Genomic DNA, 17,321 nt, shown 5'->3' with positions numbered 1-17,321 from the left:
CTGTCAGGACACACTCACTGAAAAGCGAAGGCTACGACCGTGCGTACGTACAGCCCCAAGCCCGGCGACGTCCAGCGTCAGTGGCTCATCATCGACGCCCAAGACGTCGTTCTCGGCCGTCTGGCCTCCCAGGCAGCGAACCTCCTCCGGGGCAAGCACAAGCCGGTGTACGCGCCGCATCTTGACATGGGTGACTTCGTCATCATCATCAACGCGGACAAGGTGCACCTCTCCGGGAACAAGAAGACCCAGAAGCTGGCCTACCGCCACTCCGGTTACCCGGGTGGCCTGCGCTCCGTGCGCTACGACGACCTCCTGAGCAAGAACCCGGAGAAGGCCGTCGAGAAGGCCATCAAGGGCATGATCCCGAAGAACACCCTGGGTCGCCAGATGCTCTCGAAGCTGAAGGTCTACTCGGGCGACCAGCACCCGCACGCTGCCCAGCGTCCGGTGCCGTTCGAGATCACCCAGGTCGCGCAGTAATACCGGCCACACCCCGAATCTAGAAGAACGTAGCTGAGGAGAACCGTGGCCGAGACCACTGCCGAGACCCCGCTCGAGGTCGAAGAGACCTTCGACGTCGAGGTCGAGGAGACCGAGTACACCAGCGAGTCCCTCGTGGGCCGCTTCGCCGAGGCCATCCCGGCCGCCGGCCTGGGCCGCCGCAAGGAGGCGATCGCCCGCGTGCGCATCGTCCCCGGCACCGGCGTCTGGAAGATCAACGGCCGCACCCTGGAGGGCTACCTGCCCAACAAGGTGCACCAGCAGATCGTCAACGAGCCGTTCAAGCTCCTTGAGCTCGACGGCCGCTACGACGTCATCGCCCGGATCCACGGCGGCGGCATCTCCGGCCAGGCATACGCCCTGCGCCTCGGTGTCGCCCGCGCGCTGAACGAGGTCGACGTCGACGCGAACCGCCCGGCCCTGAAGAAGGCCGGCTTCCTCACCCGTGACCCGCGCGCCGTCGAGCGCAAGAAGGCCGGTCTGAAGAAGGCTCGCAAGGCGCCGCAGTACAGCAAGCGCTAAGCCTCCCCGCCTAGCTGCCGTGCTGGAGGGATTCAGCGCGGCGCGAAGCTGGACTGTCACGCCCCGGGAGCACACCATGTGCTCCCGGGGCGTGCTGCGTTCTATGGACTTTGACTGGCAATGAGCCGCGGAGGAACAGCAGTGGGACGACTCTTTGGCACGGACGGCGTACGGGGGCTGGCGAACGCCGACCTCACCGCGGAACTGGCGCTGGGCCTTTCGGTCGCCGCCGCACACGTCCTGGGGGACGCCGGCGCGTTCGCCGGGCACCGCCCGGTCGCGGTGGTCGGCCGCGACCCGCGGGCCTCGGGCGAGTTCCTGGAGGCGGCGGTCATCGCCGGCCTGGCCAGCTCGGGCGTGGACGTGCTGAAGGTCGGCGTGCTGCCGACACCGGCCGTGGCGTATCTGACCGACCTGCTGAACGCCGACCTCGGCGTGATGCTCTCGGCCAGCCACAACGCGATGCCCGACAACGGCATCAAGTTCCTGGCGCGCGGCGGGCACAAGCTCGACGACGAGGTCGAGGACGCCATCGAGGCCGAGTACGAGCGCTTCGAGGGCCATGAGTGGAACCGCCCCACCGGCGCGGCGGTGGGCAGGGTGCGGACTCATGCCGAGGGCTTCGAGCAGTACCTGGCCCACCTGCTGTCGGTGCTGCCGAACCGGCTGGACGGGCTCAAGGTCGTCATCGACGGGGCGCACGGCGCGGCGGCGAAGGTCTCCCCCGAGGTGTTCCGGCGGGCCGGGGCGGAGGTCGTGCACACCATCGGCGACGACCCCACCGGCCTCAACATCAACGACGGCATCGGCTCCACGCACCTCGCTCCGCTGCGGGCGGCGGTGGTCGAGCACGGGGCGGATCTGGGGATCGCGCACGACGGCGACGCGGACCGCTGCCTGGCGGTGGACGCGGCGGGCAATGAGATCGACGGCGACCAGATCCTCGCGGTGCTGGCCTGCGCGATGCGGGAGGCCGGGACGCTGGGCAAGAACACCGTGGTCGGCACGGTGATGTCCAACCTCGGCTTCAAGCTGGCGATGGAGCAGGAGGGGATCGAGCTGGTGCAGACCGCGGTCGGGGACCGCTATGTACTGGAGTCGATGAAGCAGCACGGGTACAACCTCGGCGGTGAGCAGTCCGGCCATGTGATCTTCCTGGACCACGCGACGACGGGTGACGGCACGCTGACCGGGCTGATGCTGGCGGCGCGGCTGGCGGCGACGAAGCAGTCGGTCGCGGATCTGGCCGGAGTGATGACGCGGCTTCCGCAGGTCCTGATCAACGTCAAGGGCGTGGACAAGTCGCGGGCCGCGACGGACGAGGGCCTGTTGCTGGCTGTCGCCGAGGCGGAGGCGGAACTCGGCTCCACGGGGCGGGTGCTGCTTCGCTCGTCGGGGACTGAGGCGTTGGTGCGGGTGATGGTGGAGGCGGCGGACGGCCCGCAGGCGCAGGTTGTCGCTGAGCGGTTGGCTGGGGTTGTGCGGGAACGTCTGGGCTGAGTTCAGCTACCTGTTCGCGCAGTTCCCCGCGCCCCTGAGGTGCTGCAGCTGACCCAGTTGCAGACCCCCAGGGGCGCGGGGAACTGCGCGAACAACCATGCACACGCGGTCACAACTTCCGCAGGCGGACCCGTTGCACCTTGTGGTCGGCGCCCTTGCGGAGGATGAGGCTGGCGCGGCCCCGGGTCGGGGCCACGTTTTCCAGGAGGTTGGGGCGGTTGATGCTGCGCCAGACCTGACGGCCGTAGTCCATCGCCTCCTCCTCCGGGACCTCGGTGAAGCGGCGGAAGTAGGACGACGGATCCTGGAACGCGGTCTGCCGCAGCTTGCGGAACCGGTCCAGGTACCAGCGCTCGATGTCGTCGGCCCGGGCGTCCACATAGATCGAGAAGTCGAAGAAGTCCGCCACGGCGACCCTGGTCCGGCCGTCCAGGCCGGGCAGCGCGGGCTGGAGCACATTGAGGCCCTCGACGATCAGGATGTCGGGGCGGTGCACGGTGTTCTTCTCGCCCTCGACGATGTCGTAGACCAGGTGCGAGTAGACCGGTGCGCTCACCTCCGCCCGGCCGGACTTCACCGCGGCGACGAAGCGGGTCAGCGCCCTGCGGTCGTAGGACTCGGGGAAGCCCTTGCGGGCCATCAGGCCGCGCCGGCGCAGCTCCGCGTTGGGGAGCAGGAAGCCGTCGGTGGTGACCAGTTCCACCCGGGGGTGCTCCGGCCAGCGGGCCAGCATCGCCTGCAGCAGCCGCGCGGTCGTGGACTTGCCGACCGCGACACTGCCGGCCACCCCGATCACGAACGGGGTCCCCTGCTGGGTGTGGGTGTGCTCGTTGCTGTCCAGGAAGGCGTTCAGCGAGCCGCGCAGTTGCGTGGTGGCGGTGACATAGAGGTTGAGCAGGCGGGACAGCGGCAGATAGACGTCCTGGACCTCCTGCAGGTCGATGACGTCGCCGAGGCCTCGTAGGCCTTCCAGCTCGTCGGCGCTCAGCGGCAGGGGCGTGCGCTGGTGCAGCGCGCTCCACTCCGCTCGGTCGAGATCGACGAAGGGGGACGCGTCAGCGCGGCGTTGGGCTTCCAGCGTGGTCGGCACCTGTCCATTCTCCGGGCGTGGGGCCCGGTGGTGCGCGTCAGCGGGCTGTCAGCGGCGAGAGATTCATCTCAGCCGTCTGTCAGTGGGGTGGAGCACAGTCGTCACCGAGGAAGACGGCGAGCGAACGGGGGAGACCCGGAATGACCTACGCGTTCCAGGCCGAGGGCCTGGTCAAGACCTTCAAGGAGGCCAAGGTGCCGGACGGGGTGGACCTGGTGGCCCGCACTGGAACGGTGCTGGGCGTGCTGGGGCCGAACGGGGCGCCTACCAGCGGCGCGGCTGGACCCGGACCGGCCTAGAACTCGTCGAAGGCCGGGACGGCCATGGGCACCACTCCGAGCGAGGTGATGATCTCGTCGCGCGGGGTGGTCCTGCCGCGTTCGTAGGCCGTGGCGTAGGCCTCCTCGCCGAGGGCCTCGGTGGCCGCGGCGCCGACCAGAAGGACGTCGGGGGAGGACAGGTCGGGCATGCCGCGCTGGGTGTGGGCGGCGCCCAGCAGCTCCGCCGCCCTGGCCGGATCGCCCTGGCGCAGGGCCAGGTCGGCCCAGCCCTGCAGGCAGTGGGCGACCACCGGGCCGTCGTACGCGGTCGCCGCTGCCTCCAGCGCCAGCCGGTGGTAGCCGGTGGCGACCTCGTAGGTGCCGCAGGCCGCCTCGATGTAGCCGCGCGCGCTCAGCAGCAGGGCCTGGACCTGCGGCAGGCCTCCGGAGCGGAGCTTGACGTGGTCGGCCGCCGTGGTGAGCACCGCCCGCCCCTCCTCCGCCCGGCCGGCCCTGCGGTAGGCCTCGGCGAGGGTGCTGTGGGTGGCGATCACCACCGTCCAGGTGCCCTCCCTGAGCGCCGTCGCGGCCTCCTGCTCCAGCTCGGCGATCGACTCCTCGGTGATGGTCAGCCCCATCGTCCTGAGCGTCAGCAGCCTGGCCCGGTAGTCGTCGGAGTCGGCGCTGATGCCGAGCTGCCGCTCGTACTCGATGGCCAGCTCCCAGAGCCGGACCGCCTCCGCGATGTCACCGCGCCACTGCGCGAAGTCGGCCAGGCCGGCCGCGCAGAAGGACTGGCCCCACAGGTCGCCGATGCCGCGGAACCGTTCGCCGGCGTCGATCAGATAGACCTCGGCCTCGTCCGCCCGGCCGCTGTTCTGCAGCGAGTAGCCCATGAACATCCGGGCGATGGCGCGGACCCATTCGACCGGTGAGTCGAACATGCGCTCGGCTAGGGTCCCGATCCGCCAGTCCTTCTGCTCGAACATGGAGGACATGATGTCCAGCATCGGCAGCAGCGGATGCGCGGTGGGATCGTCCAGCTGCTCCCGCAGCTCGATCGCGCTGCGCATCAGGCTCAGCGTCGACGGCAGGTTCCAGGTGGTGTCCAGGCTGTACAGGGCGGTGATGCCCCGGGCCACCGCCCTGGCCAGCAGCGGGACCTCGGCGTCCGGCAGGTCCAGGGCCTGGTGCACCAGCGGCAGGTTCTCGCCGCGCTCGCCGCGCCGCCACAGGTACCAGCCGAGGGCCGCGACCAGCCGCTGGGCGGTGACCGCGTCCCGCTGCTCGACCGACCAGCGCAGCGCCGAGATCAGGTTCTCGTGGTCGGCCTTGAACCGGGCCAGCCAGACCACCTGGCCGAAGCGGTAGAGCCAGGGCTCGCCCTCCTCGGCCAGCGTCAGGAAGTACCGGGCATGGGCGTCGCGGGTGGCCGCGGTCGCGCCGGTGTCGTCCAGCTTCTCGGTGGCGTAGACCCTGATCGTCTCCAGCAGCCGGTGCCGGCCCGAGGGGGTGCGCACCACCAGCGACTTGTCGACCAGCGAGGCGAGGGCGTCCATCACCTCGTCGGAGGACAGCTCCTCGTTGGCGCAGACCTGTTCCACGGTCTCCAGCTCGGCGCCGCCCGCGAACACCGACATCCGGGCCAGCAGTGAGCGCTCCGGCTTCTCCAGCAGGTCCCAGCTCCAGTCGACCACCGCGCGCAGGGTCCGCTGGCGCGGCAGCGCGGCCCGGCTGCCGCCGGTCAGCAGATGGAAGCGGCGGGCCAGCCGCTGGTCGATCTGCTCCGGGGTGAGGCTGCGCATCCGGGCGGCGGCCAGCTCGATCGCCAGCGGCTGGCCGTCCAGGGCCCGGCAGATCCGCAGCACGGCGGGCAGGTCGGCGGGGGAGGGGCGGTAGCCGGGGCGGACGGCGGCGGCCCGGTCGGCGAACAGCCGTACCGCCGGGAAGGCGAAGGCCTGATCCACCGTCAGGGTGCGGTCCAGCTGCGGTTCGACCGGGAAGCCGAGCGGCGGCACCGGGTGCAGCTGCTCGCCGTTGATGCCGAGCGGTTCCCGGCTGGTGGCCAGGATCCGCAGCCCCGGACAGCCGGCCAGCAGCCGGGCGGAGAGGACGGCGGCGGCCTCGATCAGGTGCTCGCAGTTGTCGAGCACCAGCAGCAGCGGCCGGCCGCCGAGGGCGGACACGATCCGCTCGGTGGCCTCGGCCACCAGCTGCGGCTTGGCGGCGATGTTGGTGCGCTGGGCCACCGCCGACTCGCGCAGCTGGAGCGCGGCCAGCACGGTGGACGGCAGGTCGGCCGGGTCGGTGAGCGGGGCCAGCTCGACCAGCCGCACCTGGACCGACTCGGTCTGCCCGGCCGCCTCCAGGGCCAGCCGGGTCTTCCCGGTGCCGCCCGGGCCGATCAGGGTGACCAGCCGGGCGGCGCGGAGCGCGGCGTGCACGGCGGCGAGGTCGGGTTCACGGCCGAGGAAGCTGGTGAGCGGGGCGGGCAGCGGCGGCGCCTCGGCAGGCACCGAGGCAGGCACGGAGGCAGGCGTAGAAGCGGGTGCCGCGGCAGGCGCTGCGGCCGGGGCCGGCTTGTCGGCGGGCGCCTCCGTGGTGAGGACGGCCAGATGGGCGTCCCGGAGCAGCGTCGAGGGGTCGGCGCCCAGCTCCTCGGCCAGCAGGGCGCGGCCCTGCTCATAGACGGCGAGGGCCTCCGCGGTCCGCCCGGCCCGGTGCAGGGCCTGCATCAGCAGCGCGCGCGGTCGGTCCCGGAGCGGGGCCTCGGCCGTGAGCGCATGCAGCTCGCCGAGCAGTTCGGCGCCCTCACCTGCGGCGATCCGGTGCTCCAGCAGATCCTCGCGGGCGTGGGCGCACAGCGCGTCCAGCCGGGCGGCGGCCTCGGGCAGACCGGGCACGTCCGCGAGGGCGGGGCCGCGCCACAGCGCCAGCGCCTCGGTGAGCTGCTCCCGGCTCGGCCGGGGCCGGTCCAGCAACCGGGTGAAGCGGTGGACGTCCACCTGGTCGGGGTCCAGGGCCAGCCGGTAGCCGGTCGGGGTCGCCGCCACCAGCTCGCGCCCGACGCCGGCCCGCAGCCGGGAGACCAGGGCCTGCAGGGCGTTGGCGGGATTGCCGGGGCGGTCGCCGTTCGGCCACAGGGTCTCGGCCAGGCTGCTCGCGGACACCGGCCGGTCCGCGTCCAGGGCGAGTGCGGCGAGGAGCAGGCGCAGCCGCGCGCCACCGAGGTCGACGGGCGTCCCGTCGGCGTCGGTGACCTGGAGGGGGCCGAGCAGTTGTATCCGCACGGGCCCATTCTCCAGGGAAAGCAGTCGGGCTGGTGCACGATGATGAACGCGGTCCCGGGTGGGGCTCGACGAGGGAGTGGATGAATGATCATCGGGATCGGCACCGACGTGGCGGACATCGGCCGGTTCGAGGTGTCGCTGCGGCGGACGCCCACGCTGGCCGCGCGGCTGTTCACGCCGGCCGAGATGCTCCTGCCGAGCGGCGAGCCGCGCGGCACGGCCTCGCTGGCGGCACGCTTCGCGGCGAAGGAGGCGCTGGCCAAGGCGCTGGGCGCGCCGGTCGGACTGGTCTGGACCGATGCCGAGGTGCGGACCGAGCCGTCCGGACGTCCGGTGCTGGCGGTGCGCGGCACGGTGGCCGCCTGCGCGGCGGAGCTGGGTGTGCGGACGTGGCACCTCTCGCTGAGCCATGACGCGGGCGTAGCGTCGGCCATGGTGATCGCCGAGGGCTGAGGAGAGTCGTCATGCGGAATGCGCACACGGTGGAGCAGGTGCGGGCGGCCGAGGCCGAGCAGGGCGAGGCGCTGCGCAGCGGGGTGCTGATGCAACGGGCCGCCACCGGGCTTGCGGTGACCTGCGCCGGGCTGCTGTCGGAACGGCCCGGCCGGGTCTACGGCAGCCGGGTGGTGGTGCTGGCGGGCAGCGGGGACAACGGGGGTGACGCCCTGTTCGCCGCGGCCCGGCTGGCCGGGCGCGGGGCCCGGGTGAGCGCGGTGCTGCTCAGCCCGGAACGGGTGCACGAGGCCGGGCTGACGGCCTTTCAGGCCGCCGGGGGTCTGCTGACCGGGGATCAGCCGGACGGCTGCGCCGAGATCGAGCGGGCGGATCTGGTGCTGGACGGCATCGTCGGCATCGGCGGCCGGGGCGGGCTGCGCGCCGAGGCGCTGCCGTACGTCCGGGCGGCCGAGCGGGCCGGGGTCCGGGTGGTCGCGGTGGACCTGCCCAGCGGGGTGGACGCGGACACCGGCGAGGTGGCCGGGGAGGCCGTGCGCGCGGCGGTGACGGTGACCTTCGGCACCCACAAGCCGGGGCAGCTGGTCGACCCGGGTGCGGAGTACGCGGGGGTGCTGCGGCTGGTGCCGATCGGGACCAGCACGCCGCCCGCCGCGGTGCAGGCGCTGCAGCACGCCGATGTGGCGGTGCTGCTGCCGCGTCCCTCCGGCGAGAGCGACAAGTACCGGCGCGGGGTGGTCGGCATCGCGGCCGGCTCGGCCCGCTACCCCGGCGCCGCGGTGCTGGCGGTCTCCTCGGCACTGCACGGCGGCGCGGGCGCGGTCCGCTACGTCGGCTCAGCGGCCGAAGAGGTGGTCCGGGCGCATCCGGAAGTGCTGGTGTCCGAGCGGGGCCTGAAGCAGGCCGGACGGGTCCAGGCCTGGGTGGTCGGCCCCGGCCTGTCCGAGGGCGAGGACGCGCGGCGGACCCTGGACGAGGCCCTGGACGCCGGCGTCCCGCTGCTGGTGGATGCCGACGGGCTGCGGCTGCTGGCCCGGCGCGGGCCGGCGCCCCGGGCCGACCTGCTGCTGACCCCGCACGCGGGCGAGGCGGTGGCGCTGCTGGCCGGGGCGGGCGTGCAGGCCACCCGGGAGCAGGTCGAGGCGGCCCGGCTGCGGTACGCCCGGCAGCTGGCCGAGCTGTACGGCTGCACCGTGCTGCTCAAGGGCTCGACCACGCTGGTGGCCGGACCCGACCCGGCCGCGGCGGTGCGGGTGAACCGGACCGGGACGCCCTGGCTGGCCACCGCGGGCAGCGGCGACGTGCTGTCCGGGCTGGCCGGATCGCTGCTGGCGGCAGGCCTCGCCCCGCTGGACGCGGGCTCGGTGGCGGCCTATCTGCACGGGCTCGCCGGACGGACCGCGAGCGGGGCCGCCGCCGGCGCTCCGATCACCGCGTCGGAGGTCGCGGCGGCGCTTCCGGCGGCGTGGCGCGATGTGGCCGGGGCCCGCTGAACCGTACTGTCCGTTCGGTTGAGCGACAGCTGAGAATCTGCTGGGACGTGTGCAACCGCGGGGCTTGACCACGGCCTCTCATAGGTAAGAGTGCTGATGGAACGGACAGAGGGTGAGGGCCAGTTGAAACTGACCAAGCGGACCGGGGCGCTGCTTGCCGGGGCCGGGATCGTCGCGACGGCGTGTGTCGGGGCGACCGACGCGCAGGCCGCCGCGCCGCAGAAGTTCGTGATGCAGCGGGCTGTGGTGCAGCAGGCCGTGTCACAGCAGGCCGCCGCGCCGAAGGCCGTGGCGGCGACGGCCGCGGTGGCGAAGGCCGCGGTGGCGAAGGCCGCCGGGCCCAACGCCGCCGGGCTCTGCCCGACCAACCTGGGCCGGATCGCCTGCGTCGACCTGACCCACCAGCGGATGTGGATCCAGGTCGGCAAGAAGGTGGTCTTCGGCCCGGTGCAGGTCCGCACCGGCCGCCGCGGCTACGCCACCAGGACCGGCCTCTGGCACATCTACAGCCGTCAGATCAACCACTGGTCCACGCTCTACAACGTGGCCATGCCCTACAGCGAGTTCTTCTCCGGCGGCGAGGCGCTGCACGGCCTCAATGAGCCGATGTCCACCCCGCCGGGCTCGCACGGCTGCGTCAACATGAACACCTGGGACGCCAAGAAGGCCTGGAGCATCCTCAAGCTGCACGACCCGGTCAAGATCTTCGGGCGCAAGCCCGGCACCTGATCGGCCGCGCTCGCCGGGCAGCCCCCTCGGTCTGGGAGAATCACCGGCAATGGAAACTGCGATGCGTGCCGAAGCCGTGATCGACCTGGCCGCGCTGCGAGGGAACATCCGTGCCCTCCGCGCCCGTACCGGGTCGGCCGCGGTCATGTCCGTGGTCAAGGCCGACGCCTACGGCCACGGCATGGTGCCCTGCGCCCTGGCGGCCCTCGACGCCGGGGCGACCTGGCTCGGCACCGCCACGCCCGAGGAGGCGCTGGGGCTGCGCGCGGCCGGGATCACCCCGGCCCTGGCCCGGGTGCTCTGCTGGCTGTGGACGCCCGCCGGGCCCTGGGAGCAGGCCGTCACCGCCGAGCTGGACATCTCGGTCAGCGGCGAGTGGGCGCTGCGGCACGTCCTGGACGCGGTCCGGGCCACAGGGCGTCCGGCCAGGATCCACCTCAAGGCGGACACCGGCCTGGGCCGCAACGGCGCCCAGCCGCACGACTGGCCCGCGCTGGTGGCCGCCGCCCGCGCGGCCGAGGCCGAGGGGCTGCTCACCGTGGCCGGGGTGTGGTCCCACTTCGCCTGCGCCGACGAGCCGGGCCACCCCGCCAACGCCGCCCAGCTCGCGGCCTTCCACGAGGCCCTGGCCGTCGCCGACGCGGCCGGCCTGCGGCCCGAGGTGCGGCACCTCGCCAACTCCCCGGCCACCCTGCTGATGCCGGAGACCCACTTCGACCTGGTCCGGGCCGGGCTGGCCCAGTACGGGCTCTCCCCGGTGCCCGAGGTCGGCGGGCCCGAGGACTTCGGGCTGCGCCCGGTGATGACCCTTCAGGCCCGGCTGGCCCAGGTGAAGCGGGTGCCGGCCGGACACGGCGTCAGCTACGGCCACAGCTACACCACCCAGGGCGAGACCACGCTGGCGCTGGTCCCGATCGGTTACGCCGACGGCGTCCCCCGGCACGCCAGCGGCACCGGGCCGCTGTGGATCGGCGGCAAGTGGCACACCATCGCCGGACGGGTCGCCATGGACCAGTTCGTGGTGGACCTGGGCGGCGACCTGGCCGAGGTCGGCGACCTGGCCGTGCTGTTCGGCCCGGGCGACCGCGGTGAGCCCACCGCCGAGGACTGGGCCCGCGCGACCGGGACGATCTCCTACGAGATTGTCACCAGGATCGGGGCAAGAGTCCCTCGCCGGTACACGGGGGCCGGGACGGACGTCAGGGGGAGCGGATGAGCGGCGAGGAGAGCATCTCCGCCGTCGCCGGAGCGGCAGCGGCCGAGGCCGGCCGACAGGTGGCGGCGGCAGCGGGGTCCGTGGTGGGCGACGTGGCGGCCGGGCGCTGGCGCCGGGCCGGCCTGGTCGGGTTGACCGTCGGCGTGGTCGCCGCGGGCGCCGCGGCCGGGGTCGCCGTGGAGCGGCTCGCCCTCGGCCGGGACATGCGCCGCCGGGCCGGCATCGAGGTGGACGCGGCCACCCCCTTCGGCTCGCTGCGCGGCCGCCCGCAGACCGTCGCCGCACCCGACGGCACCGAGCTGTACGTGGAGCTGGACGGCGGCGGCTGGCCCGGCCCGGGCGCCGAGGCACCCATGGTGACCAGCAACGACGCCGCCAACGGCAGTGCTACGGCTGCGAACGGCGCCGGTGCTGCCAACGGGACGGGCGGGCGCAAGGGCTGGCTCGGCCGGTTCCGGCCCGCGGGCGGGGTCCAGGCGACCGGCGGCGGCCCGCTCGGCGGCGTCCTGTCGGGCGTCGGCAGCTGGCTCGGGATGGCCCCCACCCCGCCGCTGACCGTGGTCTTCTGCCACGGCTACTGCCTCAACCAGGACTCCTGGCACTTCCAGCGGGCGGCCTTCCGGGAGGGCCTGCGGCTGGTCTTCTGGGACCAGCGCAGCCACGGCCGCTCCGAGCGCAGCCGCAGCCACCTGGCCGGGCAGCCCGCCGCGATCGACCAGCTCGGCGGCGACCTCAAGGCCGTGATCGACGCGGTCGCCCCGACCGGGCCGCTGGTCCTGATCGGCCACTCCATGGGCGGCATGACCGTGATGGCCCTCGCCGAGCAGCACCCCGAGCTGTTCGCCGACCGGGTGGCCGCCGTCGCCCTGATCAGCACCACCTCCGGCGGCTGGTCCGGGGTCACCCTCGGCCTGCCCGGCTACGGGGCCAAGGTGCTGCACCGGCTCGCCCCCGGCGTGCTCAAGGCCCTGGGCCGGCAGCGCGACCTGGTGGAACGCAGCCGCCGCCTCGGCAGCGACCTGACCTCGGTGCTCTACCGCAAGTTCTCCTTCGGCACCGAGGACGTGGACCCGGCGGTCGAGCGCTTCGCCCAGCGGATGCTGGAGGCCACCCCGATCGACGTGGTCGCCGAGTTCTTCCCCGCCTTCGACCTGCACGAGAAGAAGGCCGCGCTGGCCGCCTTCCGCGGCATACCCACCCTGGTCCTGGCCGGCACCCGCGACCTGCTCACCCCGGCCGCCCACAGCGAGGCCATCGCCGCCGAGCTGCCGGACGCCGAGCTGGTGATCGTCCAGGACGCCGGCCACCTGGTCCTGCTGGAGCGGCCCGACCTGGTCAACACCCAGCTGGCGCTGCTGCTGGAACAGGCCGCGCGGCGCACCGGCGCGCCGCTGCCGCAGGCCGTCCGCGATCTGGCACTGGGCCTGCCGGAGGCCGGCGTCGCACCGCCGGCTCTGATCTGACGCTCTGAATCTGAAGCTCTGAGAAGCAAGCAGCACCGGAACCAGGAAAGGCAGCCGCAGGACCATGGGCAACACCACCACCGCCACCGTTCCCGACCCCGCAGCCATGCAGGACCTCGGCCGCAGCCTGGCCGGGCTGCTGCGCCCGGGCGACCTGGTGCTGCTCTCCGGCGAGCTGGGCGCGGGCAAGACCACCCTCACCCGGGGCCTCGGTGAGGGCCTCGGCGTCCGCGGCGCGGTCACCTCGCCGACCTTTGTCATCGCCCGGGTGCACCCCTCGCTGACCGGCGGCCCGGCCCTGGTCCACGTCGACGCCTACCGCCTCGGCGGCGGCCTCGACCAGATGGAGGACCTGGACCTGGACGTGGCGCTGTCCGACTCGGTGGTGGTGGTGGAGTGGGGCGAGGGCAAGGTCGAGGAGCTGGCCGACTCCCGGCTGGAGGTACGCATCGCCCGCGCCCTCGGCGGGGACGACCTGTCGATCGAGGACGGCCCGGACGAGCGGCTGGTCACCCTCACCGGCCTGGGCGACCGCTGGTCAGCCGTCGACTGGTCCCGCCTCTGAGGAGGACGGGGAGGGAGGGGCCGCCGAGAGAGTTGGTCGGCACCGGTTGTTATTCCGACGCGCTGTCGGGAAGATGTTCCTCACAGGAACGCGCTGCGCGGCGGAGCCACGGGAGGCGACATGTCCGACACGACCACCCACCCAGGGGAACGGTCCGTCAGCGTGGCCGCGCTGCTCGCCGCCACCCGCTCGGCCACCGCGCTGAGCACCCCGCCGAGCGGGCCCGAGACCGCCGAGCCGCAGCGGGAGGCCGCGGAGCAGCCGTCATCCGGGCATCAGCGCCGGGCCGCAGCGGCCTGACTCAGGCGACGACGACGACCTTCGTCCCGTTCGGGGCGAAGTCGAACAGGGCCTGGCCGTCGCCCAGGGTCTCCCTGATGCCGCCGGTCTTCTTGTTGGGGTCCGGCGTCGGGGTGGTGCCGTCCACGGCCGAGCTGAAGCCGATCACCGTCGAACCGTGCTGCGCGAAGAGCACGCCGTTCTTGACGTTGACCCCGTCCGAGCCCTGGTACGGGGTGGCCGTGGTCCGGTAGACGCTGTAGTTGCCCACCAGCGGGTCGACCGTGCTCGGCTGCACCGTGAAGGTGCGGTCGACGGCCGGCTTGGCGGGGTCGACCAGCCAGACCCGGTTCGCCCCCAGCGAGTAGACGATCCGCTTGCCGGTGCCCGAGTGCGCCGGGACCGCGACCGGCTTGGGCGAGGCGCTGGGACGGCCGGACGGGCCCGCCGTGGCGGTCGGCGACGCTCCCGGCTTGCCGCCGCCGGCCACCGGGGTCTCGTGCGCGGAGCTCTTCGCCTGCAGCGCCAGCAGCGTGACAAGCGCGAGCGCCAACCCCGTCAACCCGGTGACGACGGTGCCGGAACCGATCCTTGCCACGACTCTCCCCATGTGCCGGAAACTCTTACAAAAGCCCAGCTTCTCATCCTCACCCCGGTATCCGTCTAACCTGGTGGGGTGCTTCTGCTTGCGTTCGACACCGCGACCCCCGCCGTCACCGCCGCCGTCCACGACACCGGGAGCGGAGCGACCCTCGCCGCCGCCGACCAGGTCGACGGCCGCCGCCACGGTGAGCTGCTGCTTCCCACCATCGACCGGGTGCTGCGCGCCGCCGGGGTGGGCAAGGAGCAGCTGGGCGCGATCGTCGTCGGAACGGGTCCCGGCCCCTACACCGGGCTGCGGGTGGGTCTGGTCACCGCCGCCGCGCTCGGCCATGCGCTCGGCATCCCGGTGCACGGGGCCTGCACCCTGGACGGGATCGCCCACGCGGCTCGTGCGGCCGGGCTGACGGGCGCCTTCACCGCCGCCACCGACGCGCGCCGCAAGGAGGTCTACTGGGCCTCCTACGACGCCGAGGGCGCCAGGGTGGAGGGACCGGCCGTGGACCGCCCGGCCGACCTCGCCGAGCGCCTCGGGGCCGTCCCCGCGGTGGGCGCGGGCGCGGAGCTGTACCCGGAGGTGTTCGGCCGCCTCGTCCCCGGCATGCCCGCGCACCAGTCGGCCGCCGCGCTGGCGGCGTACGCCGCCGGCGAGCTGGCGGCGGGCCGCCCGCTGCCGGCGCCCACGCCGCTGTACCTGCGCCGCCCGGACGCCGAGGTGCCCAAGAACTACAAGACGGTCCTGCCGGCATGACCGCGACGACCCCGCAGACGACCACGCTGCGGGAGATGCGCTGGTGGGACATCGCCCCGGTGCTCCAGCTCGAACGCGAGCTGTTCCCCGAGGACGCCTGGTCCACCGGCATGTTCTGGTCCGAGCTCGCCGACACCCGGCACCCCCGGGCCACCCGCTGGTACACCGTCGCCGAGGACGCCGCGGGCACCATCGTCGGCTACGCGGGCCTGATGGCGGTGGCCGGCAGCGGGGACGTGCAGACCATCGCGGTGGCGCAGCCGCACTGGGGCACCGGCCTCGGCGCCCGGCTGCTGACCGTGCTGATCGAGCAGGCCGCCGCGGCCGGCTGCGAGGAGCTGCTGCTGGAGGTGCGGGTGGACAACCCGCGCGCCCAGCGGCTCTACGAGCGCTTCGGCTTCGCGTCGATCGGCATCCGCCGCAACTACTACCAGCCCTCCGGGGTCGACGCCCTGGTCATGCGGCTGGACGACCTCACCCTCCCCACCCCCTCGCCGACCCCCTCGGCGAAGAACGACGTAGGAGCACTGAGCCACGATGGCTGACGAACCGCTGGTCCTCGGCATCGAGACCTCCTGCGACGAGACCGGCGTCGGGATCGTCCGGGGCACCACCCTGCTCGCCGACGCCGTCGCCACCAGCGTGGAGGAGCACAGCCGGTTCGGCGGGGTGGTGCCCGAGATCGCCAGCCGGGCGCACCTGGAGGCGATGGTCCCGACCGTGCAGCGGGCCCTGGACGAGGCCGGGATCAAGGCCAGCGACCTGGACGGCATCGCCGTCACCGCGGGCCCGGGTCTGGCCGGGGCGCTGCTGGTCGGCGTCTCCGCCGCCAAGGCCTACGCCTACGCCCTCGGCAAGCCGCTCTACGGGGTGAACCACCTGGCCTCGCACATCTGCGTGGACCAGCTGGAGCACGGCCGGCTGCCCGAGCCGACGATGGCGCTGCTGGTCTCCGGCGGGCACTCCTCGCTGCTGCTCACCTCCGACATCACCAGCGACGTCCGCTCGCTCGGCGCGACCATCGACGACGCGGCGGGGGAGGCCTTCGACAAGGTGGCCCGGGTACTCGGCCTGGGCTTCCCCGGCGGCCCGGTGATCGACCGCTACGCCGCCGAGGGCGACCCCGAGGCGATCACGTTCCCGCGCGGGCTCAGCGGGCCGCGCGACGCGGCCTACGACTTCTCCTTCTCCGGCCTGAAGACGGCGGTGGCCCGCTGGATCGAGGCCAAGCGGCGCGCGGGCGAGGAGGTCCCGGTCCGGGACGTGGCCGCGTCCTTCCAGGAGGCCGTCACCGACATTCTTACCCGGAAGGCGGTCCGCGCCTGCAAGGACCACGGGGTGGACCATCTGATGATCGGCGGCGGGGTCGCCGCCAACTCGCGGCTGCGGGCCATGGCGCTGGAGCGCTGCGAGCGGGCCGGGATCGAGCTGCGGGTGCCCCGGATGAAGCTGTGCACGGACAACGGGGCCATGGTGGCGGCCCTGGGCTCGGAGATGGTCTGGCGCAACCGCACCCCGTCCTCGTTCGACCTCTCAGCCGACTCGTCACTGCCTGTCACCGAGACTCACGTCCCCGCCACCCACGACGAGCTGCACCGGCTCTCTGAATAATCCTTACCTGACTACCGACTGGGAACTGCCTGGGAGCCGATAGCGTCCTGCTGTGCAGACAACGGGGCTGGTCGGACGCAGGGAGCACAGCACGGTGATGCGGAACAGCAGGGCCCTCGCACTGGCGGCGGGGGCTCTCTCCCTGACGGCACTGGCCACCGGCTGCAGCGGTGGCGGTGGTGACTCCGCGTCGACACCTGCGCCGTCGGTGAGCCCGCTGTCGAGCGCCGGGACGGTCGCCCCCTCGGCCGGCGCGCCCTCCTCCGACTCGGCCGCGGTCTCCGCCGCGCTGTGGAAGAAGTGGGGCCTCAAACCGCTGCTGCCGACCCCGGCCCCGCCCGCCGACCGCCCGGTCAAGCTGACGAAGACCGGGAAGGTGCCGGTCCTCGACAGCATCCCGACCACGCAGAAGGTCGTCTTCATCACCCTGGACGACGGCGCGGAGAAGGACCCCAGGTTCGTCCAGATGATGCGGGACCTGAAGATCCCTTTCACGATGTTCCTGATGAACGACACCATCAAGAACGACTACGGCTACTTCAAGCCGTTGCAGGCCCTGGGCAACAGCATCCAGAACCACACCCTGCACCACCCGGCGATGAACACCATCTCCGAGGCCCGGCAGAAGGAGGAGGTCTGCGGCGACCAGAAGATCCTCACCACCCAGTACGGCACCGCGCCGTTCCTGTTCCGCCCCCCGTACGGCGCCGGCGCCCACACCGACAGCCTCAACACCGCGGTCCAGGCCTGCGGTCCGCGGGCCATCGTCTACTGGAAGGAGACCATGCAGATCACCGGTTTCCAGTACCAGACGGCGGTGCACAAGCTGCACGACGGCGACATCATCCTGGCCCACTTCCGCGGCCCGTCCGAGCTCAAGGGCGAGAGCATGACCAAGATGTTCGCCAACATGGTCAAGCGGATCGAGGAGCAGGGCTTCACCGTCGCCCGCCTGGACGACTACATCCAGCGGCCGTAGCTCGGCCGTGGTCCAG

18 protein-coding genes are annotated in these 17,321 nt (G+C 73.0%); 15 read left to right on the top strand and 3 right to left on the bottom strand.

Going from position 1 to position 17,321, the window contains the following annotated elements:
- Positions 1-39: 39 nt before the first annotated feature.
- The 3 genes from rplM (at position 40) to glmM (ending at position 2,526) form a co-directional block, all read left to right on the top strand.
- Entirely contained in the window at positions 40-483 is a 444-nt protein-coding gene (rplM, locus tag ACXKR8_RS20055; RefSeq protein WP_380504229.1) for a 50S ribosomal protein L13, read from the top strand.
- 45 nt (positions 484-528) lie between these two features.
- The gene (rpsI, locus tag ACXKR8_RS20050; RefSeq protein WP_458274267.1) at positions 529-1,026 is read left to right on the top strand and encodes a 30S ribosomal protein S9; all 498 of its coding nucleotides are present in this window, start codon (positions 529-531) and stop codon (positions 1,024-1,026) included.
- Between the two features lie 141 nt (positions 1,027-1,167).
- Complete coding sequence (glmM, locus tag ACXKR8_RS20045; RefSeq protein WP_458274266.1) at positions 1,168-2,526, top strand: phosphoglucosamine mutase; 1,359 nt, start codon at positions 1,168-1,170, stop codon at positions 2,524-2,526.
- 109 nt (positions 2,527-2,635) lie between these two features.
- On the opposite strand, the gene coaA is transcribed toward glmM, so the two are convergent.
- Positions 2,636-3,616, bottom strand: a complete 981-nt coding sequence (coaA, locus tag ACXKR8_RS20040) for a type I pantothenate kinase (RefSeq protein ID WP_458274265.1) — start codon at positions 3,614-3,616, stop codon at positions 2,636-2,638.
- A gap of 140 nt (positions 3,617-3,756) precedes the next feature.
- Between coaA and ACXKR8_RS20035 the strand changes: the two genes are divergently transcribed.
- Complete coding sequence (locus tag ACXKR8_RS20035; protein ID WP_458274264.1) at positions 3,757-3,915, top strand: hypothetical protein; 159 nt, start codon at positions 3,757-3,759, stop codon at positions 3,913-3,915.
- Here ACXKR8_RS20035 and ACXKR8_RS20030 read toward each other — a convergent pair.
- Positions 3,912-7,166, bottom strand: a complete 3,255-nt coding sequence (locus ACXKR8_RS20030) for an ATP-binding protein (protein ID WP_458274263.1) — start codon at positions 7,164-7,166, stop codon at positions 3,912-3,914. The genes ACXKR8_RS20035 and ACXKR8_RS20030 overlap by 4 nt on opposite strands.
- 84 nt (positions 7,167-7,250) lie before the next feature.
- Here ACXKR8_RS20030 and ACXKR8_RS20025 point away from each other — a divergent pair, with 84 nt between their 5' ends.
- From ACXKR8_RS20025 to ACXKR8_RS19995, 7 genes are all read left to right on the top strand, one after another.
- Positions 7,251-7,619 carry a holo-ACP synthase gene (locus ACXKR8_RS20025; RefSeq protein ID WP_458274262.1) on the top strand — a complete coding sequence of 123 codons (369 nt, stop codon included), beginning with the start codon at positions 7,251-7,253 and terminating at the stop codon, positions 7,617-7,619.
- Positions 7,620-7,630: 11 nt separating this feature from the next.
- Entirely contained in the window at positions 7,631-9,112 is a 1,482-nt protein-coding gene (locus ACXKR8_RS20020) for an NAD(P)H-hydrate dehydratase (protein ID WP_458274261.1), read from the top strand.
- Between the two features lie 96 nt (positions 9,113-9,208).
- Entirely contained in the window at positions 9,209-9,841 is a 633-nt protein-coding gene (locus tag ACXKR8_RS20015) for a L,D-transpeptidase (protein WP_458274260.1), read from the top strand.
- Between the two features lie 61 nt (positions 9,842-9,902).
- Positions 9,903-11,057, top strand: a complete 1,155-nt coding sequence (gene alr / locus ACXKR8_RS20010; protein ID WP_458274259.1) for an alanine racemase — start codon at positions 9,903-9,905, stop codon at positions 11,055-11,057.
- Positions 11,054-12,520, top strand: coding sequence for an alpha/beta fold hydrolase (locus ACXKR8_RS20005; RefSeq protein WP_458274258.1), 1,467 nt, complete (start codon positions 11,054-11,056; stop codon positions 12,518-12,520). The genes alr and ACXKR8_RS20005 overlap by 4 nt, the downstream gene beginning before the upstream one ends.
- A gap of 64 nt (positions 12,521-12,584) precedes the next feature.
- Entirely contained in the window at positions 12,585-13,085 is a 501-nt protein-coding gene (gene tsaE / locus ACXKR8_RS20000) for a tRNA (adenosine(37)-N6)-threonylcarbamoyltransferase complex ATPase subunit type 1 TsaE (protein ID WP_458274257.1), read from the top strand.
- 120 nt (positions 13,086-13,205) lie between these two features.
- A complete protein-coding gene (locus tag ACXKR8_RS19995; RefSeq protein WP_458274256.1) occupies positions 13,206-13,385 on the top strand; it encodes a hypothetical protein in 180 nt (59 codons plus the stop codon).
- Position 13,386: 1 nt separating this feature from the next.
- Here ACXKR8_RS19995 and ACXKR8_RS19990 read toward each other — a convergent pair whose 3' ends face one another.
- Entirely contained in the window at positions 13,387-13,962 is a 576-nt protein-coding gene (locus ACXKR8_RS19990) for a hypothetical protein (protein ID WP_458274255.1), read from the bottom strand.
- A gap of 78 nt (positions 13,963-14,040) precedes the next feature.
- On the opposite strand from ACXKR8_RS19990, the gene tsaB reads away from it, so the two are divergent.
- The 4 genes from tsaB to ACXKR8_RS19970 all read left to right on the top strand — a co-directional run bounded on the left by tsaB (position 14,041) and on the right by ACXKR8_RS19970 (position 17,305).
- Complete coding sequence (gene tsaB, locus ACXKR8_RS19985; protein ID WP_458274254.1) at positions 14,041-14,715, top strand: tRNA (adenosine(37)-N6)-threonylcarbamoyltransferase complex dimerization subunit type 1 TsaB; 675 nt, start codon at positions 14,041-14,043, stop codon at positions 14,713-14,715.
- The gene (gene rimI, locus ACXKR8_RS19980) at positions 14,712-15,260 is read left to right on the top strand and encodes a ribosomal protein S18-alanine N-acetyltransferase (RefSeq protein ID WP_458274253.1); all 549 of its coding nucleotides are present in this window, start codon (positions 14,712-14,714) and stop codon (positions 15,258-15,260) included. Before tsaB ends, rimI begins: the two co-directional genes overlap by 4 nt.
- Complete coding sequence (tsaD, locus tag ACXKR8_RS19975; protein WP_458274252.1) at positions 15,253-16,326, top strand: tRNA (adenosine(37)-N6)-threonylcarbamoyltransferase complex transferase subunit TsaD; 1,074 nt, start codon at positions 15,253-15,255, stop codon at positions 16,324-16,326. The genes rimI and tsaD overlap by 8 nt, the downstream gene beginning before the upstream one ends.
- 97 nt (positions 16,327-16,423) lie before the next feature.
- Entirely contained in the window at positions 16,424-17,305 is an 882-nt protein-coding gene (locus ACXKR8_RS19970; RefSeq protein WP_458275033.1) for a polysaccharide deacetylase family protein, read from the top strand.
- The last annotated feature ends 16 nt before the right edge of the window (positions 17,306-17,321 follow it).

The organism is Streptacidiphilus sp. PAMC 29251, assembly GCF_054208735.2.
The sequence above is the reverse complement of the archived record's forward strand: the minus strand, read 5'-3'. Positions and strand labels throughout refer to the sequence as shown.